The sequence below is a fragment of the Kribbella sp. CA-293567 genome (assembly GCF_027627575.1).
In the GTDB taxonomy this organism is placed as follows: domain Bacteria; phylum Actinomycetota; class Actinomycetes; order Propionibacteriales; family Kribbellaceae; genus Kribbella.
The window spans coordinates 3,901,002-3,921,478 of record NZ_CP114065.1; the positions used below are offsets into that span (position 1 = coordinate 3,901,002).

The following is a 20,477-nucleotide window of genomic DNA, read 5'->3' on the forward strand; positions in this document are numbered from 1 at the left end:
CCGGACCCCTGGCGTCGGTACTGTCGCGGCATGCGTAGGGGAATCTTCACAGCGGTCGCAGCAGCCTTTTCCGGCCTAGTCCTGGCGGGCTTCGCGGGAGCCGCTCCAGCCACCGCGGCAAGCACCGGTACGACGGAAGCCGGCGACGTCGTGACCAATTTCCAGGTCGACTACAACGTCACCACGGACGGCGTGCTGCAGGTGACGGAGACGATCAACTACAGCTTCGGCAGCTCCGGCCGGCGCGGCATCTACCGCAACCTGGTCACTCGCGAGGTCTGGGCCGACGACCGGTCCAAGGACCAGAAGTACGAGATCTCCAACATCAGGGTGGACAGCAAGGACGCGCCGGACACGTTCACCAAGTCGACCAAGAAGTCGAACGGCGATCGCGACCAGAGCATCCAGATCAAGATCGGCGACGCCGACCGGACCATCTCCGGCCGCCAGGCCACCTACGTGATCCAGTACGACGTACGCGGCGCCCTGCGGCACTTCGACGACCACACCGAGCTCTACTGGGACGCGACCGGCAACGGCTGGGACGCGGTGCTGCGAAGGGTCAGCGTCAACGTCGAGGTCAAGGGCGCCGACGTCCAGAAGACCACCTGTTTCGCCGGCCCTCCCGACCGGGCCTGTGACCGCGCGACGGTGTCGGCCGGCAAAGGACTCTTCGAGCAGTCCAGCCTGAGCCGCGGCAAGCAGCTGACCATCGTCGCGGCGATCCCGCCCGGCGTGGTCAGCAACGACACCCCGATCGTCGTCGACGCCCCGAGCTTCCTGCAGCGTTCCGGGCTGACGATCCCGAGCCTGCTCGGCTCGGGCGCCGTCACGCTGGCCGCGCTCGTGGCCGCGGTGCTCTACGGCAGGAACGGCAACAAGGACCTCCGCTTCGCCGGGATGCCGCCGGGCAGCTTCCCGCCCAACGGCCTGGCCGCGCAGCCGGTGAAGGACGACCTGAAGGAGAGTCAGCTCCCGGTCGCGTTCTCGCCGCCGCGGATCCCGGTCGCCGAAGGCGGTCTGCTGATCGACGCCAAGGCGAACACCACCGAGACCGCCGCGACCCTGATCGATCTCGCGGTCCGCGGCGGCATCCGGATCGACAACACCGGCAACGAGCAGAAGGCCGTGCTGCTGAACCCCGCGGTCGCCACCGTTCCGCACGAGCAGTACCTGATGCAGGGCCTCTTCCCGAGTCTGCAGCCCGGTTCCGAGATCGTGCTGGAACGCCGTCCGACCGGGGACACCTCGATGCGGCAGGCGCACGACGCGATGGTCGCGCAGCTCCGTGAGCAGATCCGGCAACGCGGCTGGTACGTCCGGATGCCACGAGCCGGTGGCGGCTCCAGCTTCGCCGCCGGCGCGAAGATCGCCTGTCTCGGCATGATCGGCATCTGGTTCTTCGGCGCGGGGCTGGCCGGCACCGTGATCGGTGCCGCGACCGGTGGCCTCGGCCGGGCGGCCAGCATCGTGATCCCGGTCGTCGCGGTCCTGGTCGCCATCGGCGTCTGGTTCAGCGTCAGGGGCCGAGGGCAACGAAATGCGGCCGGCCGGGCGGTCACCGACCAGCTGATCGGCTTCCGGACCTACCTGGCGACGGCCGAAGCCGACCAGCTCAGGTTCGAGGAGGGCGAGGACATCTTCAGCAAGTACCTGCCCTGGGCCATCGCCTTCGGCCTGGCCGACCGCTGGCAGCGCGTCTGCGCCCAGCTCGTCGCGGCCGGCCGGATCACCCCGGATCCCTACTGGTACTCCGGTCCGTCGTACTACAGCTCCGGCTTCGCCGCCGGCAACATCAGCCAGACCGTGGCCAACACCTTCGACCCGCCGCCTGCTCCGGCGGGAAGTGGTGGGGGAGGCGGCAGTTCCTCCGGCTTCAGCGGCGGTTCGTCCGGAGGCGGTGGCGGCGGCGGAGGTGGCGGCTCCTGGTAGTCAGTCGATCAGACGGCGCCGCCGGCAGCGGTCGGCGCCGTCGGGTCGGTGCCCGTGTCGCCGACGACCTCGCGGGCCAGGAAGTCCTCCAGGTGGAACAGGTTGTCGCCGGCCCGCTTCGCGACGTTCACCAGGGTGGTCATCGCGGAGACCTCCTCGACCTGCTCCTTGAGGAACCACTGCATGAACTGCTCGCCGATGTAGTCACCGTCGTCGCGCGCGGTCCGGGCCAGGGTCTCGATCTGCTTGGTGACCGTGATCTCCTGCTGCAGCGCGAGCTCCAGCGGTTCCAGCGCGGTCCGGAAGTCGTTGACGACCTCGCCGATGCCGGGGATCTGCGGCCGGACGTCCATGTCGAGCAGGTACCGCACCATCATCATCGCGTGGTTGCGCTCTTCCAGGGACTGCTTGTAGAAGTGCGCGGCGAGCTGGGGCAGGTCCTGGTCGTCGTACCAGACAGCGACCGCCGTGTACTGCTGGGAGGCGGTGAATTCGTTCCGGATCTGTTCTTGCAGAAGTTTCGCGTACGTGCTCATGACAGCCAATGTAGTGCGCGGCGGCGAGATTCTCACCGTTGGCGAGGCTGTCCTAACAGGGTGTCGGGGCGGCGTCAAGCCCCGCCGCGAACATGCGACCGGATCGCGGGAAGATTCCCCAGCGGCGCGAAGTAGCCGGCCACACCGTGGTCGAAGGTGATCGCCGCAATCCCTTGCTGCAACCAGATCGGGGCCTGTGCGACCGCCTCGTCCGGCGTCAGCGCGAGCACCAGCACCTCCGCGTCGGACGGGCTCAGCCCGTTCTCGATCGCGAATCCCCGCGCCCGTTGCGCCGAGGTGAAGGCCATCAGGAACGGCTGCCCCTGATGCACGCCGACGAAGGGCTGCGGGTTCTCCGGCTCACCCCGCTGGACGAACCACCAGCGCTCGAGCGCGAAGGTTGCCGTCCACAACTTCTCCTGGTTCGCCGTACTGGGGTCGGCTGCCACGGCCGCCGACAGTTCGTCGGTGACCGCGGGCTCGATCGCTTCCGTCATACCCCCACCGTACGAGATCAGCGGTTCCCCAGCCGCACGACCTCCGTGTCGTCACCGGGCAGTGTGAGAGTGATCTCCTGACCGTCGACAGCGACCTGGATGCCCTCGGCAAGTGCTTCGGGGCGGATCGCGTCACGGGTCAGCAACACGGCGTGCACGAGCACCAACGACCCACCGGTGTGCGCCACCGTCAGGTACGGCGTCGCCGAGTGCGGCCCGAACGCGTTGGCCCCGAGATCGCGGTGCACCCCCGCCTCGTCGTACCCGTGGAGGTTGACCACCGCCGACATCAGCCCGTCGGAGTTGCGCGCCGACGCCCAGGCCGGTCCCTCGCCAACGGTTGCTGTCGGCAAGGAGTTTCCGGCCACCGCGTACCCGCCGCTCCGCACCAGGACGCCGGCCGGCCCGTCGACCAGGGAGCACCGGATCTCCCAGCCCGCGTGGACCACCGAGGCGGTCTCGATCGGCCACGGTCCGTCGGTCCCGAGCCACGCCTTGTGCCACGACGCCGCCGACCGTACGCCGACCCCGAGCCGCCGGATCCGGCCTCGGTAGCTCGACTTGCCGTGCTGGTCGACGAGCGAGGTGAGGTTGTCCACCCGCTGCAGCGAGGCGGCGTCGGAGATCTCCGGACCAGCGTGATTGGCGAACGCCAGCCGGTCGTAGTGCGGGTCAGCGGCCGGCTCGATGCCCTCGGGCTCCTCCAACGGCTCGTGATCCGAACCGTGGTTGATCAGCTTGACCACCTGGTCGTGGCGGCTCGCGTGGACGAGCCACCCCGGCGCCGGCATCGCCCGCACCTGGTCGGCCTGGTCGAGCGGAATCTCCTCCTCGGGGTCCGACCACACCGGGTGCTCCGGCGGCAGCAGCAGACCGATGAAGCCCTTGGACGCCCAGTACGGCGAACCTGGCCCGGAGTACGACTGCGTGGTCGGGAGAAAGGTGTCGTACCAGCCCAGCGTCAGCAGCCCGCGCTCGTCCGGTACGCCGTGCTGCACGAAGTGCCGCGCGATTCCGGAGCACAGCCGCCGAGTCGCGCCGGGCGTGATCGGGCTGGCGTCGAGCAGCTGCCCCATCCAGTACGGCGTCGCCGCCGCCATCCGGTAGGTCAGCGACCGACCCTGGTAGATCGGCGCTCCGTCGTTACCGACCAGGTGGATCGCGTCCTCCAGGAACAGGCTCAGCCGCTCCCGGTAGAGCTTCAGACGATCGTCGTACTGCGCACCGGGGGTTGCTGCCGCCATCCGGGCCCAGATGCCGGGGTAGAGGTGCATGGCCCAGCCGATGTAGTTGTCGAACTTCTGTCCGTCGCCGTCGGAGTACCAGCCGTCGCCGACGTACCAGTCCTCGATCCGGTCCAGCCCGCCGTCGATGTCCTCCTGCGAGTACGGCGCGCCGACCGAGGCGAGGAACTGTTCGCTGACGACCTGGAACAGCCGCCAGTTGTTGTCGTGGGTGGTCGAGCCGATGAAGCCGCCGAGCCACTCGACGACGTGCTCCTGGGCGCGGTTGTCGAGCCGGTCCCAGATCCATTCGCGGGACTCGTGCAGGGCGACCGCGATCGCGGCCGCCTCGACCATCTGCTGTGAGCGCGGGGTCAGGCGGAGCCAGGCTTCGGGGTGGTCGGGGTTGGCGCCGTTCGCCACGCCGCGCGCGTACCGCTCGATCAGCTTCTCGCAGCCTTCGCCGCGGACGCCGGCGATCCGGAACGCGGCGAGCATGAACGAGCGGGCGAAACCCTCGAGCTCGTCGGACGCCGTACCGGATCGGCTCGGGCGGCCGGGCAGGACGATCCGGGCGTTGCCGGGGGAGAAGTAGGGCACCAGCGAGTCGAGCAGGTGGTCTGCCAGTGTCTCCCAGTGGGCGCGGACCCAGCCGGTCTGGCGCGAGAGCACACGGTCGGTGTCAGGTAGCACGAGGCGGGTCATGCGATTCTCCCGAGTTCGGCGGAGCTGATGGCGTGCTGGAGGGGAAGGCCGGCGGCGAAGCGTTCGAGTTCGCTGACCGCGAGTTCGCCCAGGCGGGCCACCTCGTTGCCGACGGCACCTGCCAGATGGGGGGTGAGGAAGACGTTGGGAAGATCGAGCAGCGGAGACTCCGGTGGCAGCGGCTCCGGATCGGTGACGTCCAGAACCGCGTCGAGTCGGCCCGAGACGCACTCCTGCTCCAGCGCGGCGGCGTCGACGATCCGCCCGCGAGCAGTGTTGATCAGGACCGAGCCGTCCTTCAGCAGCCCCAGCAGGCGGGCGTCGACCAGGCCGACGGTCTCCGGCAGCAGCGGCGCGTGCACGCTCAGGATGTCGCTGCGGCTGAACAACGCGTCGAGCTCGACCAGTTCGGCGCCCAGCTCGGCGGCCTCGGCCGCGCTCAGGTACGGATCACTGATCAGTACTTCGAGGTCGAACGCGCGCAGCCGCTCAGCGACCATCCGCCCGATCCGGGACGCGCCGAGCAGGCCTACGACGCTGCCGTAGCTACCCGGAACGGCGCCCGGGTCCGGCCGTTTCCTGTTCTGCTTGTACTCCGCTCCGAGGCGGAACGCGCGCTTGCCACTCAGCACGATCGTCGCCACCGTGAACTCGGCCACCGGCAGCGCGTTGGCCACCACGGCCGACGACACCTGGATCCCGCGCTCGAAGGCGGCCGGATCGATGAACCCTTTGACCGAGCCAGCGGCGTGGACGATCGCCTTCAGTTTCGGCGCGACGGCGAGCACCTCCGGCGTGATCGAGGGACAGCCCCAGCCGGTGAGCAGCACGTCGACCTCGCCGAGCGCGGCCCGGATCGCCGGATCGTCGAGGAACGGGTTCCCGGCGTCCCCGCGGCGGTCGCCGCCCGGACCGAGGGGCAGGACGGCCGCGACCAGTTCGAGCCGGTCGCGGACGGCGGGAACCAGAACACGGGCACGGCTGGACTCGTTCATCGCCAGCATGACCGTCGGCCGTTCGGTGGCGGCCGCGGTGGGAGCCGGGCCGGGCCGGGTGGCGGCTTCGGGCGTCGACTGGGCGGTGGAGGCGGACGGTTCGGAATCTGTGCGCACAGGAGCACGCTAGCAAGCGCTTTCCCGAAATGCGCGTCCGAGGGCATGTCTGACTCCAACCGGACGCCCGGAGCAGCGAGTGCACGCGCGGGGGGAGGAACGGCGTGAGAAAGATCCCAGCGAGCGGAATTACCGCCCGGCGCGCTGACGTTGTTGAGGGAGAAGGCAGGATAGAGGGGCCGACCCGCCCTGAAGGCCACTGAGAAGGAGAACGACGATGCTGCGACCGGACGACCTCTACGAGATCGTCGACGAGTCGGTGGCCACCGGCCCGGCGGCGGCGCCGAAGGTGCTGGTTCATTCGCTCGACGGGTTCATGGACGCCGGCCAAGCCGGCCGGATCACCGCCGACCACCTGCTCGAGGTGCTGGACAGCCGGCTGCTGGCGCGCTTCGACGTCGACCTCCTGCACGACTACCGGGCCCGCCGGCCCGAGGTGACGTTCGCCGAGGACCGGTTCATCGACTACAGCCCGCCGCAGCTCTCGCTGCACCTGCTCAAGGACGACGCCGGGGTCGAGTTCCTGCTGCTGGAGGGCGTCGAGCCCGACAACCACTGGAACCGCTTCGCCGGTGCGGTCCGGCAGCTGATCGAGCTGTACAACGTGACGCTCACCGTCGGGGTGCACGGGATCCCGATGGGCGTCCCGCACACCCGGCCGCTCGGCCTGACCTCCCACGCGACCCGGCCTGAGCTGGTCACGCGGTCGAACATCTGGGACGGCGAGATGCGCCTGCCGGCGAGCGCGGCGACGATGTTGCAGGTGCGCTTGGGCGAAGCCGGCAAGGATGCGATGGGCTTCGCGGTCCACGTTCCGCACTACCTCGCCGAGAACCGCTTCCCCGGCGCAGCGCTGGCACTGGTCCACGCGGTCTCCGCCGCGACGGGCCTGCTGCTCCCCAGCAAGGCTCTGCTCGACGAGGCGGCCGTCACCGGCAAGCTGGTCGACGAGCAGGTCGAGGCGTCCGAGGACGCGGCCTCCGTGGTCAACGCCCTGGAGACGCAGTACGACGCCGCCGCGGGTTCGCTGAGCCGCGGCAGCCTGCTGGCCGGGTCCACCCCGTCTGCGGACGAGCTCGGCGCCGAGGTCGAGCAGTTCCTCGCCGAACTGAACCGCGAGGACGACAAGTAGGTCTTCGGACAGCAAGCAGAAGGCGGCTGGTGCACCTAGGTGCGCCAGCCGCCTTCTGCTTCCTCGGGTCAGGCAGAGACCCTGGCACGTCCCGCGGTACTGCGGTTGAGCGCGGCGTCCACACTGAGGCGGCCCGCGCCGACGGAGGCCAGCGTCAGGGCGAAGAGGCCGAGGACGACGACGAACTCCCAGCCGCCGTTCGCGACGAAGACGCCCTTCGACAGGTGCACGAACAGGAACGCGCCGGCCATGTCGAGGGCGAGCAGTACGCCGGCCACCGTGGTGAGGGCGCCGAAGACCAGAGCCACGCCGCCGATCAGCTCGACCCCGGCCGCGTAGTACGCCGAGAGGGTCGGGGCGGGGACGCCCATCTGGTCGAAGGCGGCGGCGGTCTTATCGAGACCGTTCGTGCTGAACTTCTGCCAGCCGTGGGCGATGAAGACGATGCCGAGGCCGACTCGGGCGATCAGCAGGACGATGTCCCGCGTGGCCTGGACGGGCCGGGTCAGCGTGCGGAGGGCGCTCACAGCTACTCCTGTCAGTCGTGCGTTTGATGATTGAACGCTCATCAACATACCCGGTGTCACCGAAAGCTCACCGAAAACCGCTCGATGAGGGGAACCACACACCCGTACTTCGTGCCGCCCACCGCCCGGATCGCCCAGGGGAGGCGCGGAAGCTGTCAGGATGAGACATGCCCGAGTCCCTGGAGGATCTGGTCGAGCTGCTCGACCTGGAGAAGATCGACCCCGACCTGTTCCGGGGCCGTCAGCCGCAGACGTCCGCGCAGCGCGTGTTCGGCGGGCAGGTGCTCGGCCAGGCGCTGGCCGCCGCGAGCCGCACGGTCGGGCCTGATCGGGTCGTGCACTCGCTGCACGGCTATTTCCTGCGTCCGGGCGACACGTCCGTGCCGATCGAGTACCACCCCGAGCTGATCCGTGACGGCCGGTCGTTCAGCAGCCGCCGGGTGGTCGCGTCGCAACGCGGTAAGACGATCTTCTACATGTCCGCGTCGTTCCAGGTGCCGGAGCCGGGGCTGGACCACTCCGATCCGATGCCGGGTGACCTGGTGCCACCGGACGAGGCGCCGACGCTCGCGTCGGTGTTCGAGGCGGCGAGCGGGCGCAAGGCCGAGGACTGGAACAAGGAGTGGGCCGCGCTCGACGTCCGGCTGGCCGGGCTGACCGGCAGGCAGTTCTGGATCAGGGCCGCAGGCAAGCTTTCCGACGACCAGGCCTTGCACGCCTGCGTTCTGGCGTACGCCAGTGACCTGACGTTGCTGGGGGCAAGCTTGCTGCCGCACGGCATCATCATCGGCGACCGGCGGATCCAGCCGGCCTCGATCGACCACGCGCTGTGGTTCCACCGCGCCTTCCGGGCCGACGAGTGGCTGCTGTACGACCAGGCCTCGCCGTCGGCGTCGGGAGCGCGTGGGTTCGCCACCGGGCGGCTGTTCAGTCAGGACGGCCGGCTGGTCGCCTCGGTCGCGCAGGAGGGCCTGATCCGGCCGATCGGTCTGGAACTGGACGAGGAAAAGGATTGACCGGTCTGCTAGTTTGGGTGCTGTGAACCAGCGCTCAGTGCAGACGACAACGCCGAGGTACGTCCCGGCGCGCTGACAGCTGACTGTCGAGTTTTCGAAGCCCCGGGGCGAGTGCCCCGGGGCTTCGCCATGTGGACACTCGCCTCCTTGACGACTGAGGAGTCCACCCATGTACGACCACCGCAAGCTCGGCCGGGAACTCGGCCTGTTCGACTCCGACCCGCTGATCGGTGCGGGTCTCCCGTACTGGCTGCCGGCCGGCGCCGCTATCCGGCAGGCGTTGGAGCGCTACGTCGCCGAGGTCGAGCGAAGAGCCGGCTACCAGCAGGTCTATTCGCCGGTGATCGGCAAACGCGAGCTCTACGAGATCTCCGGCCACTGGTCGAAGTACAGCGAGGACATGTACCCGCCGATGTCGGTCGGCGGGGAGGAGGTCGTACTGCGGCCGAGCCTGTGCCCGCACCACGCGCTGATGTTCCGGTCGCGGGCGCACAGCTACCGCGAGCTGCCGCTGCGGATGTCGGAGCTCGGCGGTCAGTACCGGTCGGAGCTGTCCGGCGTACTGGGTGGGTTGACCAGGGTCCGGGCGATGCAGCTGAACGACGGGCACATCTTCTGCCGGCTCGACCAGGTCGCGGACGAGGCACTGGCCGCGCTGGAGCTGATCAAGCGGGCGCATCGCGATCTGGGGATCAGCGCTTCGGGGTACGTGTTGTCGCTGCCTGCTGAGGATGCGGGCTTCGGTGATCCGTCCAGCAAGTACGTCGGGGACGCGGAGAGTTGGTTGCTGGCGGCCGACCTGCTGCGCGACGTACTGGAGAAGGCGGGGCTCGCGTTCGTGGAAGCGCCCGGTGAGGCGGCGTTCTACGGGCCGAAGATCGACATCCAGATCGAGGACTCGGCGGGGCGCGAGTCGACCCTGTCCACCATCCAGGTCGACTTCCACCAGCCGGCCGCGTTCGGGCTGGAGTACATGGGGGCCGATGGCAACAAGCATCGGCCGGTGATGATCCATCGCGCGATCGTCGGCAGTATCGAGCGCGCCGTCGCACACCTGATCGAGGTGCACGGGGGTGCCTTCCCTGCCTGGCTGGCGCCCGTGCAGCTCGTCGTCCTGCCGATCTCCGACGACGAGGAGAAGCTTGCCGCCGAGGTCGCGCGCCGGGCGGTGGACCGCGGCCTGCGGGCCGAGCTCGCGCATGCGGACGAGGGCACCCTGGGCGCGCGCATCCGCGAGAACCGGCTGGCGCCGTACCAGGCGGTCGTCGGTGCTCGCGAAGCCGCCGACGGCGCCATCGCGCTGCGGCTCCGCGACGGGAAGCAGTTGCCACCGCTCCCGATCGCCGAAGCCCTCGACCAACTTGCCGCGGAGTGCGACCCGCTCCGTCCCGAGCGACAGGTCGTCGAGGATCAACCGCGGGTCAGCGCGGCTGGAGCTGGCCGATCAGGTGGGTGACTGACTGGTCCTGGCTGTAGAGGGCGAAGTCGACCACGTCACCGGTACGGCGGTGCGCGAAGGTCGCTTGGGAAGGCAGCAGGACCGGCTTACGGAAGTCGACGCGGACCGTGTAGGCGTCCGGCAGGCCGCCGGCGCGCTGGATGGATGCCAGCGCGGCGGCCTTCGTCCACATGCCGTGCGCGATCTGCCGGGGAAAGCCGAACGCCTGCGCGGTGAGCTTGAACAGGTGGATCGGGTTGCGATCGCCGGAGGCAGCGGCGTACCGGCGGCCGAGGTTGCCCCGCAGGTCCCAGACGGCGGTCGGGCTGATGCCCGGGTCGGGGAGCAGGTCGGAGTGGGCCGTCGGGGTGCCGGCGGAGCGGCTCAGCAGGGTCGTCGAGTCGGTCCAGACCACCTCGTCGTCCACCGTCACCGAACTGACGATGTCGAAGACGGTGCCCTTCGGGTGCGGGCGCTCGGCGGTGCTGTGCACGCTGATCGCGAGCTCGGCGTGCATCGGCAGCGGCTGGTGCTGGGTGATCGTGTTGGCCAGATGCACGATGCCCATCGGCTTGTACGGGAACGACGGGTCAGACATCAGATCCAGGTGCAGCGGGAAGGCGAGCACATGGGGATAGGTGACCGGCAGCGCGGGGCCGGCGCTGAAACCCGTCACCTCCCGGTACGCCGTGAGGTGGTCCTGGTCGACCCCCGTCCGCGGCAGCTCCAGGGTCAGCCCGTCGGTGCCCGGCTCGTACTCCGCTTTGCGCAGCGTGGCCTTCACCGTCCGCGCGTAGAGCGACCCGAGGCCCGGGGAATCGTCGTACCGGCGAGTGGGCATCTCAGGCGCCGAGCATGCTCTGGCCGCAGACGCGGACCACGTTGCCGGTGACGCCCGCCGACGCGGGGTCGGCGAACCAGGCGATCGTCTCGGCGACGTCGATCGGCTGCCCGCCCTGCTGCAGCGAGTTGACCCGGCGGCCGACCTCGCGGATCGCGAACGGGACCTTGGCGGTCATCTCGGTCTCGATGAAACCGGGCGCGACCGCGTTGATCCGGATGTTGCGGTCGGCCAGCCGCGGCGCCAGCGCCTGGACCAGGCCGATCACGCCGGCCTTGGAGGTGGCGTAGTTGGTCTGGCCGTTGTTGCCCGCGATACCGGCGATCGAGGCGACGCCGATCACCGACGCGCCGTCGTTCAGCCCGCCGGACTCCAGCAGGTGCGCGGTGATCCGCTCGGGCGCCCGCAGGTTGACGTCGAGGACGGCGTCCCAGGCGTCGGTGCGCATGTTGGCCAGGCGCTTGTCGCGGGTGATCCCGGCGTTGTGGACGACGATGTCGAGCCCGCCGAGCTCGGCGCCGGCGGCCGCGATCCGTTGCGGGGCGTCGATCGCGGTCACGTCGAGCAGCAGTTCGCTGCCGCCGATCCTGCTGATCACCTTGCGCAGGTCGTTCGCGTTCTGCGGTACGTCGACGCCCAGCACGGTCGCGCCGTCGCGGGCCAGCGTGTCGGCGATCGCGGCGCCGATACCGCGGGCCGCGCCGGTGACCAGGGCGACCTTGCCGGCCAGGGGAGCGGCGGGGTCGTTACCGGCCAGCGGGCCGGTGCCGATCCGGGCGACCTGGCCGTCGACGTACGCCGACTTGGGGGAGAGGAAGAAGCGCAGGGTCGAGTCGAGCTGCTCGTGGGCGTTCGGCGCGACGTACACGAGGTTGACGGTGGCGCCGCGCTTGACCTCCTTGCCGAGCGACCTGGTGAAGCCCTCGAGCGCGCGCTGCGCGATCTGCTGCTCCGGCGTCGCGGCGAGCTCCGGCGTCCGGCCGACCACGATCACGCGGCCGGCGGCGCCGAGCTGGCGGATGACGGGGGAGAAGAAGCGCTGCAGCGAGCTGAGGTCGGCGGTCGAGGTCGCGCCGGTGGCGTCGAAGACGAGGGCCTTCGGGCGCAACGTGCTCGACGCGACGCCTTCGGCCGCCGTACTGAAGGAGGCGCCGATGTCGCGCAGCAAGGCCTGGATCGCCTTGCCCGCGTCGGTCTCGGTGATGGCCCCGAAGACCACCTGGCCGTCGATCACGGCCGAGCCCTCGGTCCAGCGCGGCAGCGGCGCCGGGTCGGGGAGGCCGAGGTTCTTCACCAGCGCGCGGCCCAGCGGCGTACGGGTGAAGGTCTGGTAGCGATCCGTCATCTTCGGTTTGCTCCTCGTCATCAAAATCACCGTTCGAGGATGGCGACGACGCCTTGGCCACCGGCGGCGCAGATCGAGATCAGCCCGCGGCCGCCGCCGTTCTCGTCCAGTTGCTTGGCCAGCGCGGCGACGATCCGGCCGCCGGTCGCGGCGAACGGGTGACCCGCCGCCAGCGAGCTGCCGTTGACGTTCAGTTTGGCGCGGTCGATCTCGCCCAGCGGGGCGTCCAGGCCCAGCCGTTCCTTGCAGAAGATCGGGTCCTCCCACGCCTTCAGGGTGGCCAGCACCTGGGAGGCGAACGCCTCGTGGATCTCGTAGTAGTCGAAGTCCTGCAGCGTGAGACCGGCCTTCGCCAGCATCCGCGGTACGGCGTACGCGGGGGCCATCAGGAGTCCTTCGGCGCCCTTCACGTAGTCGACCGCGGCGGTCTGCGAGTGGGTCAGGTAGGCCAGCGGCCGCAGACCGCGCTCGGCGGCCCACTCGTCGGTGGCCAGCAGGACCGCGGAGGCGCCGTCGGTCAGCGGAGTGGAGTTGCCGGCGGTCATCGTCGCGGTCTCGCCCTTGCCGAACACGGGCTTGAGCTTCGCGAGCTTCTCGATCGTCGTGTCCGGGCGGAGGTTCTGGTCCTTCTCGAGACCGAGGTACGGCGTGATCAGGTCCTGCTGGAAGCCGCGGTCGTACGCCGCCGCGAGGTTGACGTGGGAGCGGTAGGCGAGTTCGTCCTGCGCCTCGCGGGTGATGCCCCACTCGAGCGCGGTCAGCGCCGCGTGCTCGCCCATCGACTTGCGCGTGCGCGGCTCGGCGTTGCGCGGGATCTCCGGGACGATGTCCTTCGGCCGGATCCGCGCGAGGGTTTTGAGGCGGTCCGGGACCGACTTCGCCCGGTTGAGATCGAGCAGCACGTTGCGCAGTTCGTTGCTGACCGCGATCGGCGCGTCCGAGGCGGTGTCGACGCCACCGGCGATACCGGAGTCGATCTGGCCGAGCGCGATCTTGTTGGCGACCAGGATCGCCGCCTCGAGGCCGGTGCCACACGCCTGCTGGAGGTCGAACGCGGGCGTGGTCGGCGCGAGCTTCGAGCCGAGGACGACCTCGCGGACCATGTTCCAGTCGCGGGCGTGCTTCAGGACGGCGCCGGCCACGACCTCGCCGAGCTCCTGGCCGCCGAGGCCGGTGCGGTCGACCAGACCGTTGAGCGCAGCGGTGAGCATGTCGGAGTTCGACGCGTGCCGGTAGGTCTTGTCCTGCCGGGCGAACGGGATGCGGTTGCCGGCGACGACAGCCACCTTGCGGATCTCGGTCACTGGTTCTCTCCTGCGGTACTTGATGAGGTTGAGCGCCGGGCGGTGGCCTTGCCGGTCTTGCGGGACTGCACCGGAGTACGGGTCGTGGTACCGGTCAGTGCTTTGCGGCCCACCGCCGTGGCGAGCGTCGCCGTGATGGCCGTCTCCCGGACGGTGGCGATGTCGGCGTGATGGACGACGGGATGGCCTGGTACGTCGTCCTTGCCGACGTCCTGGCGGGACACGATCAGGCCCATCCTCGCCATGTGCATCGCGCCGAGGGTCTGGGTGTAGAGGTGGTTGGCGAGGTAGTCGGTGTCGACCTCGTCGAAGACGCCCGAGCGCTGGCCGGCCTTCAGGATGGCCGAGATCCGGTCGAGCGCGGCCGCCATCGCGTTGCCGAGCTTGATCATCACCGGCTCGGTGATCTCGCCGAACAGCTGCTCGCCGGTCCGGCGCAGCAGGCTCATCGCGCAGTCGGCGAAGGCGGGGTACTCCAGGCAGAAGTCGACGAAGACCTCGCTGAGGGACCTGAGCCGGTTCATCGGCGCCTTGCGCGGCCCGTCGACGGCCTGCAGGCGCTCGTCCAGTTCGCCGAGGTAGTCGACCAGGGTCAGCGCGAAGAGCTCTTCCTTGCCGGCGAAGTGCCGGTAGATCAGGGCCTTGTTGATGCCGACCCGCTTGGCGATGTCGTCGATCTGGGCGTCGATCGTGCCGCGCTCGTCGAACAGCTCGCGGGTGGCCCGGATGATGTCGCGCTCGCGGTCGCGCCGACGCTCCGCCGTGGTCCGGCGGCGTCCGATCGCGAGCAGCGCGGAGCTCATGGTCCGATCTTAGTCACACCGGTACCGCTGGGTGCAAACGATAGTTACACTCGTGGGTAACATCACTCCCGTACGACCACCCCTGCAGTTTGCTCCGGAGGAACCGATGACCACTTCTGTACCCACCGAGCCGCCCGCCGTCTCGTCCGACGTGATGGCCCTGGCCGGCGAGCTGGCGGCCGAGCGCTCGAAGCCGGAGTGGCAGAGCTTCAACCTGAACCTCAACGAGGAGCAGCGGGAGATCCGCGACTGGGCCCACACCTTCGCCGCCGACGTGATGCGGCCGGCCGCCTCGGAGTGGGACGAGCGCGAGGAGACGCCGTGGCCGGTGATCCAGGAGGCCGCGAAGATCGGGCTGTACGGAATGGACGCCAGCATCAACCTGTTCATCGACCCGTCCGGGCTGCTGATGCCGCTGGTCCAGGAGGAACTGTTCTGGGGCGACGCCGGCATCGGCATGTCGCTGGTCGGCACCGGCCTGGCGAGCTCCGCGGTCTTCTCCAACGGCACCCCTGAGCAGTGGAGCCAGTGGCTGCCGCGCTGCTACGGCACCGCGGACGACGTGAAGGTGGCGGCGTTCTGCTCGTCGGAGCCCGGCGCCGGGTCGGACGTCTCCGCGATCCGCACCAAGGCGACGTACGACGAGAAGACCGGCGAGTGGGTCATCAACGGCCAGAAGGCCTGGGCCACGAACGGCGGCATCGCCGACATCCACGTCGTCGTCGCAACGGTCGACCCGTCGCTGGGCAGCCGTGGCCAGGCGGCTTTCGTCGTACCGAAGTCGGAGGTGACGGGTCTCGAGCAGGGCACCAAGCTGAAGAAGCACGGCCTGCGCGCCTCGCACACGGCCGACGTGTTCTTCGACAACGTCCGCATCCCGGCCGCGAACGTGCTCGGCGGCAAGGAGAAGCTCGACGCCCGCCTGGCCAAGGCTCGCGAGAAGAACGGCACAGCCACCCGCGGCAACGCGTCGATGGCCACCTTCGAGATGACCCGCCACATCGTCGGCTCCCAGGCGATCGGCATCGCGCGGGCGGCGTACGAGTTCGCGCTGGAGTACGCCAAGGGCCGCGAACAGTTCGGCCGCCCGATCATCGACAACCAGGGCATCGCCTTCAAACTCGCCGACATGGCGATGGAAATCGACGCCGCCCGCCTCCTGGTCTGGCGCGCCGGCTTCATGTCCGCGGCGCTGATGCGCGGCCAGCAGCCGGACTACCGGCACGGCGAAGGCTCGATGGCCAAACTGAAGGCGAGTGAGGTCGCGGTGAAGGTGACCGAAGAAGCCATCCAGATTCTTGGTGGGAACGGGTATACGCGGGAGTACCCGGTGGAGCGGATGCATCGGGACTCGAAGATCTACACGATCTTCGAGGGCACCTCGGAGATCCAGCGGCTTGTCATCTCACGCGCGATCTCGGGGATGCGCATTCGCTGACGTTTCCGCAGGTCGGATGCCTATTCCAGGGGTTGAAGTACCTGGGTGGGGTTCAACCTCCCGAAGGTGGATCGGGGGCCGTCTGCGCGCGGCTCCGTCACAGCTCCGTGAGCTGTGGCGGAGAATAGACGGGACAACCTGGAGTCCGCCGCCTCCCGTGCCCGCTCATGCGAAGACGGCAGCATGTGCGTGTACAGCCGGAGAGTATATTCAGGATCTCCGTGGCCCAAGTACTCCGCCAGTTCTTTGATGTTGACGCCGTCGGCAAGCGTGATGCTTGCGTAGTAGTGGCGCAGCGCATGCATGCCGGCATCGCGCGCAGCTTGTACTGACGGCGGCCCCTCGCGTCCTTCGTCGGCATCGGTATAACGCCAGCTTCGGCGAGCGCTGCCTTCCAGACCATCTCGTCGTACGCGCGCGCCTGGATGGGCTTGTCATCCGTCCACCGGGACAGATTCACCGTGCGCGGCCGCCCGTCGACCTTCTCCCACGGCAGCGTGTACGGTCTGGGCTTGACGGCTGCGGTGTGCTCCTGCAGCACGAGCCCGGCGCCCTCGGGCATCGGCACATCTCTCTCGGTGTCGTTCTTAGGCAGAGCAAAGACAAAGTCCCGACCGAGCGTCTTCACCTGCCGGCGCACGTGAATGACCATCTTGTCGAAGTCGATGTCCTCCTCCGGCAGCCCGAAAATCTCACCTTGCAGCAACCACAACGCAGCACCGACAACAGCCAACGGCCGGTACTGCGCTGGGTGGCACTCCACGATCCGCAGCACCACCTCATCGCTCCATGCGGCGATCCTCGCACGCCCGGACTGGCTCAATGGCTAGGCGACGAAACGTCCGCAGCGCTCGAATTTGGGCCTGGGCGACAGCTCAACTGAGGCCACCGGTTGATCTGCTTCTAGTCTGCCGGGCCCGGGTTCTGATGCGCGACGGATGTCGACGCCGCGGTTGCGCAGCCTTATGGTGCGTGTCCGAGGAGCGACGCACACCCTTAACCACACGCCTGGAACTCGATTCTGAATCCTCTGGGCAATCCCTAACCGCCGGGACTGCCTGAGGCATTGGGTCGGCGGTCACATGCAAGATCGGCGAAAGTCGTGAGGTTGCCCGAGTCTGATGATCGGTATCCCGGTAGACGGTGCAGTTTCTGGAGCGCGGGGTCGCGTACTACGGAAGATTGTCTAGAAGAATTTCAGGCCAGGTTTTGTCCGGAAATGACCCAGCTGGGATCACGTAGCCTGGTCCATAATTTGCGATGCTGACATCGGGGCACGCAGCCAACAACAACGCCTTAAAAGAACCCCATCCAAGCCAGTTTGGTCGAATGCCAGTGCCGAACGTCGCCTGCAACCGGGACGCGATAGTCGCTAACGGTGTCGGTCGGTTGAGGCTGTGAACTATCTTACGTGTCTCCTCCAATATGAGATCGCGTTCTAATGCGAACTCGCTCCCGGGGGGCGCGGCGACCATAGGGAGAACAGCAACGTTATTATCCAGCCCGCCGATCTCATCTTCGACCGCGCTCTGTGCCAAGCGGTCGAGTTCTTCTCGGAGATCCTGAGCGAGGTCATCCACCGTCGCTAGAAGGTCTGCCAACCTTCGGGAGATAGTCGTAACTAGCGCAGGCAGGGGAGCGCCAGGCTTGTAGGTGTCCTCATGGGTGAGGTCTCCCCAGCTGTCTTGAAGGAGTGTTCGAACCTGCAGTTCACCTCGAACATCAATCAGTCCTGTTGGGCACGGAACCTTCGTCACGAGATTCAAGTGGTATGCGCGGTAGCCAGATTCTTTTGGATTATCTACATATTCTTTTTCGGAATCTACTTCCACTGCCAGCCCGAACGGTTCTGAAGATGTGCTAGATGGAAACGCGAACAGCAAATCACGCACTGCGTCTATGTCGGACTTATTGTTGCAGACGATACGAACACCGACAAGGTCGTCAATATGACGTTCAATGTCATCAAGTGAGTCGATGCCAGCGCAGAGGTACTTAGGTTTCTGAAGTTTTTTCCAAGTTCGAATCGGCTCTTTGACTCGACTGGATGAGACCTTGATTCGATGCTTGTCCAGTTCGCCAATCTGTTGTGCTAATTGTTCGGCGAGGAGTCTTTCGAAGGTTATTCTTGCTGGCTCGTACGCCACTCGTGTGCGACGCTCATACCATTCCAGGAATTCGTCATACGTGAACGGTAGCCTTGGAGCTTCTTGGCGCTTAATCTCTGACAAAGGTTCCCCGCCGTTCCTAGCGTCGCCTCCACCCCTGGAAGCATCCCTACGGAGCGTGATCCTAGGCCCTAGGCGCAGTCAGCGCCATACTGAACATTCTTATCGGCAGGGCGTGATTACTGCTGCGCCGCCAGGAGACGGGCCCGTACCGCAGGTGTTTACAGATAGGCATGAGATGCCAGAGGGAGCTACCACCTCGAGCACGCCAGCGTCGGCTTCGTCCCATGTCGTCTGCGGTGAGTCTGAAGAGCTCGACCCGCACAGGCCGGCTGCCGCCCGGGCGCCGCGTGTCTCCAGGTTTCGCCATCCGCCGGACGACGCTGCCGAGGCTCTCGGCTCTGCCCACCGCATTTACCAAGGCACGCTACCGGGTCGCCGACTGACGCAAGACGGTCTAGGCCGCCTTGCGTAGTACGAAGTCCATGATTCCTGAGAGGTCCTCTCCCGGTTTGACCTTGCATTCGCGGGCGGCGATCTCGTAGGTTGCGGCGTTCTTGCCGTCGACTCCGCGGCCGGTGTCGATGAGTTCGTGTCGCTTCTGGTCCCACTCTGGTAGATCTGATGAGAGCAGGGTCTCGAGTGTGTCCGGGATGAAGGCGAGCAGTGGAGAGACTTCGCCTACTGGGAAGTCTTCCTCGGCTGCGCCGACTAGTCGGCAGAGCATTCGGTTGTCGGAGGCGTTCTTGGCGATGGCCTGGGCAATGTCGCTTTCGTCGCGCTTGAGTTTGCGCATCCGTCCTTCTGCTCCGGAGTCGTTGTCGACGACCATGAGGGCATGAATACCCAGCTCTCGCAGGATCGTGAAGGGGAGCATCATGTTGTTCTTGCCGCTGACCGGAGCGACACAGATCCCCGCGAGCGCAAGTTCGTTGGTGTGTCCACCCAGGCCCTGAAGGATTGCTGCATCCTCATCGCCCTCGACGAGGATCACAGTCTCGGCGAAGAGAGCCTCCGGGAGGTATTTCAGACACACTTGATCCCATCTGCGTTGAATGCTGTCGGCTTTTATATAGCCGTCGAGCCGCTTGCACACCGACTCGACCGTGGCGGTGGTGATCCGCGTGGATGCGCACACCTCACCCGAGAGCTTGCAGGTGGTGACGCGTCGTACTTCGTCGAAGAATCGAGGTTCGACGAAGTACGGGCTGTGAGTCGCGTAGGCGATCTGGACGGCCTGTGACGCATCGGTCGCGATCGAACGGAGCACGGAGGCAAATGCGCGGGCCTGGGTCGGATGCTGGAACAGTTCGGGCTCCTCGATCGCCAGGAACATCTGGGCCGGCGAATCTGTCTGCCGCGATCTGCGCGACAAGACTGTGAGCGCCCCTACCAGCAAGGTTCGCTGCAGGCCGTGCCCCTGGCGGTCGACCGCTGTACTGACCACGGAATCTGAGACCTGGACGTCTATCCGTGGGAACTGGGGTCGAATGCTCGGCAAGGCCGCGCTGAGCGCTACCGACCTCGCGCGGGTGTAGATGCCCATCTCCGCGGTGAGCTCGTCTCCTAGTGTCTGTAGCTGCGTGGCGAGATATTGCTGGTTGAGCTTGTCGTACTCGGATTCGAAGGCTTCTGTCAGAACCGTGACTGCTTCTTGCAGCTCTGAGCGGTCGAGGACCCGCTGAAGGATCTTCCCGAAGATGCTGTCTTTCGTGTCGATGGCTTCGTCGCCAGCCCTGAAATCAGCGGACACGAAGATGAAGTCGAAGAGTTCAGCAAGCTTCCCCCGGCCGTTGAACCCGAACAGGTGAGTATCGGACACCTCGGCCTCGGCGAGGAGCTCCGGGTGACCGAGTTCCCAAGCATCCATCGCGGCCTCGACTTCAGGCGCGGACTTACACGGGGGAAGAGCATAGTCAGGGTTCTCGGCCCGAATTTTGGCGTAGCTGGTCCGTTTGTCCATGGCGCCGGCGAACTTGCGGATCTCCTCAAACGGTGCAAAGGCCAGCGCTTTGCCGGTGAGCTTGTCCTCACCGTCCTCCCAGGTTCGCCACGCGGTGAAGGTGGAGCCCGGCTGAGCGGCATACTTGGGACCGAGGGCAGCGCGATCGGCTGACGAGAGGTCGGTGAACTCGACGGTGACCCGGACTCGCCTCGGGTCCGATGCGCCGAAATGGACGTCGTCGTCTTCGAGGACGCCGCGGTTCCCGTTGAAGAACCAGTCGAGGGCCCTGAGGATGGTGGACTTGCCAGAACCGTTCGGCCCTACGAATGTCGTGATGTCGTCGATCTGGCAATCCAGTTGCCGGATCGAGCGGAAGTTCTCTACTTGAACTCTTGCGATACGCACGCGATGCCTTCTTTCGAACGCGCAAGAGCGTATGCCCGTCCGACGACGAGTGCAGAATCGACACTCCGAGGAGTCTCCGACGGATGTTGAGTCAAGCATTTGATTCAGCT

17 protein-coding genes are annotated in these 20,477 nt (G+C 67.3%); 5 read left to right on the top strand and 12 right to left on the bottom strand.

Annotation, left to right across the window (positions count from 1 at the left end; translation table 11 throughout):
- Window positions 1–30 precede the first annotated feature (30 nt).
- Complete coding sequence (locus OX958_RS17935; protein WP_270129884.1) at window positions 31–1,932, top strand: DUF2207 domain-containing protein; 1,902 nt, start codon at window positions 31–33, stop codon at window positions 1,930–1,932.
- A gap of 8 nt (window positions 1,933–1,940) precedes the next feature.
- Here the strand turns inward: OX958_RS17935 and OX958_RS17940 are convergent, their stop codons facing one another.
- The 4 genes from OX958_RS17940 to OX958_RS17955 form a co-directional block, all read right to left on the bottom strand.
- Window positions 1,941–2,468, bottom strand: a complete 528-nt coding sequence (locus OX958_RS17940) for a ferritin (protein WP_270129885.1) — start codon at window positions 2,466–2,468, stop codon at window positions 1,941–1,943.
- A 74-nt stretch (window positions 2,469–2,542) separates the two neighbouring features.
- Entirely contained in the window at window positions 2,543–2,965 is a 423-nt protein-coding gene (locus OX958_RS17945) for a hypothetical protein (RefSeq protein ID WP_270129886.1), read from the bottom strand.
- A 17-nt stretch (window positions 2,966–2,982) separates the two neighbouring features.
- Window positions 2,983–4,893 (bottom strand): DUF2264 domain-containing protein, encoded by a 1,911-nt coding sequence (locus tag OX958_RS17950; RefSeq protein WP_270129887.1) that lies wholly within the window; start codon window positions 4,891–4,893, stop codon window positions 2,983–2,985.
- Window positions 4,890–6,005, bottom strand: a complete 1,116-nt coding sequence (locus OX958_RS17955; protein WP_270129888.1) for a hydroxyacid dehydrogenase — start codon at window positions 6,003–6,005, stop codon at window positions 4,890–4,892. The genes OX958_RS17950 and OX958_RS17955 overlap by 4 nt, the downstream gene beginning before the upstream one ends.
- Window positions 6,006–6,222: 217 nt before the next feature.
- Between OX958_RS17955 and OX958_RS17960 the strand changes: the two genes are divergently transcribed.
- The gene (locus tag OX958_RS17960) at window positions 6,223–7,137 is read left to right on the top strand and encodes a proteasome assembly chaperone family protein (RefSeq protein WP_270129889.1); all 915 of its coding nucleotides are present in this window, start codon (window positions 6,223–6,225) and stop codon (window positions 7,135–7,137) included.
- Window positions 7,138–7,205: 68 nt separating this feature from the next.
- Here the strand turns inward: OX958_RS17960 and OX958_RS17965 are convergent, their stop codons facing one another.
- The gene (locus OX958_RS17965; protein WP_270129890.1) at window positions 7,206–7,664 is read right to left on the bottom strand and encodes a DoxX family protein; all 459 of its coding nucleotides are present in this window, start codon (window positions 7,662–7,664) and stop codon (window positions 7,206–7,208) included.
- Window positions 7,665–7,831: 167 nt separating this feature from the next.
- On the opposite strand from OX958_RS17965, the gene OX958_RS17970 reads away from it, so the two are divergent.
- Both OX958_RS17970 and thrS read left to right on the top strand, forming a co-directional pair.
- Complete coding sequence (locus OX958_RS17970) at window positions 7,832–8,680, top strand: acyl-CoA thioesterase (protein ID WP_270129891.1); 849 nt, start codon at window positions 7,832–7,834, stop codon at window positions 8,678–8,680.
- A gap of 169 nt (window positions 8,681–8,849) precedes the next feature.
- Window positions 8,850–10,136 carry a threonine--tRNA ligase gene (gene thrS, locus OX958_RS17975; protein ID WP_270129893.1) on the top strand — a complete coding sequence of 429 codons (1,287 nt, stop codon included), beginning with the start codon at window positions 8,850–8,852 and terminating at the stop codon, window positions 10,134–10,136.
- Here thrS and OX958_RS17980 read toward each other — a convergent pair.
- From OX958_RS17980 to OX958_RS17995, 4 genes are read right to left on the bottom strand one after another with little or no spacing between them, the layout of a single operon-like run.
- Window positions 10,102–10,959, bottom strand: a complete 858-nt coding sequence (locus OX958_RS17980; protein ID WP_270129894.1) for a MaoC/PaaZ C-terminal domain-containing protein — start codon at window positions 10,957–10,959, stop codon at window positions 10,102–10,104. The two genes, thrS and OX958_RS17980, sit on opposite strands and share 35 nt — an antisense overlap.
- A 1-nt stretch (window position 10,960) precedes the next feature.
- Entirely contained in the window at window positions 10,961–12,325 is a 1,365-nt protein-coding gene (locus tag OX958_RS17985) for a 3-oxoacyl-ACP reductase (RefSeq protein WP_333486369.1), read from the bottom strand.
- Window positions 12,326–12,330: 5 nt separating this feature from the next.
- On the bottom strand, window positions 12,331–13,608 hold the full coding sequence (locus OX958_RS17990; RefSeq protein ID WP_270129895.1) for an acetyl-CoA C-acetyltransferase: 1,278 nt from the start codon (window positions 13,606–13,608) through the stop codon (window positions 12,331–12,333).
- Entirely contained in the window at window positions 13,605–14,411 is an 807-nt protein-coding gene (locus tag OX958_RS17995; RefSeq protein ID WP_270129896.1) for a TetR/AcrR family transcriptional regulator, read from the bottom strand. The genes OX958_RS17990 and OX958_RS17995 overlap by 4 nt, the downstream gene beginning before the upstream one ends.
- A 106-nt stretch (window positions 14,412–14,517) precedes the next feature.
- Here OX958_RS17995 and OX958_RS18000 point away from each other — a divergent pair, with 106 nt between their 5' ends.
- The gene (locus OX958_RS18000) at window positions 14,518–15,849 is read left to right on the top strand and encodes an acyl-CoA dehydrogenase family protein (RefSeq protein WP_270129898.1); all 1,332 of its coding nucleotides are present in this window, start codon (window positions 14,518–14,520) and stop codon (window positions 15,847–15,849) included.
- Between the two features lie 20 nt (window positions 15,850–15,869).
- Here the strand turns inward: OX958_RS18000 and OX958_RS18005 are convergent, their stop codons facing one another.
- The 3 genes from OX958_RS18005 to OX958_RS18015 form a co-directional block, all read right to left on the bottom strand.
- Window positions 15,870–16,154, bottom strand: coding sequence for a tyrosine-type recombinase/integrase (locus OX958_RS18005; protein WP_270129899.1), 285 nt, complete (start codon window positions 16,152–16,154; stop codon window positions 15,870–15,872).
- Between the two features lie 867 nt (window positions 16,155–17,021).
- Complete coding sequence (locus OX958_RS18010; protein ID WP_270129900.1) at window positions 17,022–17,996, bottom strand: GTP pyrophosphokinase; 975 nt, start codon at window positions 17,994–17,996, stop codon at window positions 17,022–17,024.
- Between the two features lie 478 nt (window positions 17,997–18,474).
- The gene (locus OX958_RS18015; protein ID WP_270129901.1) at window positions 18,475–20,367 is read right to left on the bottom strand and encodes an ATP-dependent nuclease; all 1,893 of its coding nucleotides are present in this window, start codon (window positions 20,365–20,367) and stop codon (window positions 18,475–18,477) included.
- Between the last annotated feature and the right edge of the window lie 110 nt (window positions 20,368–20,477).